Raw genomic sequence first — 303 nt, 5'->3', positions numbered from 1 at the left:
GACGCCAGTTTTGAATGGGCATTGTCCATTTTTTGCTGGCATCTTTGATGGCAAGATAAATCATCTTTTTAGCTGAATCATCACTGGGGAAGATTTTCCGTTTCTTGATAGCCTTGCGGATGACGCTGTTAAGTGACTCAATGGCATTGGTGGTGTAAATCGCTTTACGGATATCTTCAGGGTAATTAAACGTGACCTTACGGCAAGATAGCGCAAATAAGTAAAAACCATCCGGCATACTTGATTGCAACCTAAACAACTAAGGTGTGATCAATGAATACCACAACATCATTAGAGCAAATT

General features: G+C 40.3%; 1 pseudogene. It reads right to left on the bottom strand.

Features of this window, described 5'->3' with window-relative positions:
- Nucleotides 1-190, bottom strand: a pseudogene (locus HC733_RS22760) (transposase); the annotation flags it as partial.
- Nucleotides 191-303 lie beyond the last annotated feature (113 nt).

The organism is Pseudoalteromonas sp. S16_S37 (assembly GCF_014694405.1).
Lineage (GTDB): Bacteria > Pseudomonadota > Gammaproteobacteria > Enterobacterales > Alteromonadaceae > Pseudoalteromonas.
Note: the sequence above shows the minus strand (reverse complement) of the source record. Positions and strands in the feature narration are given on the sequence as shown.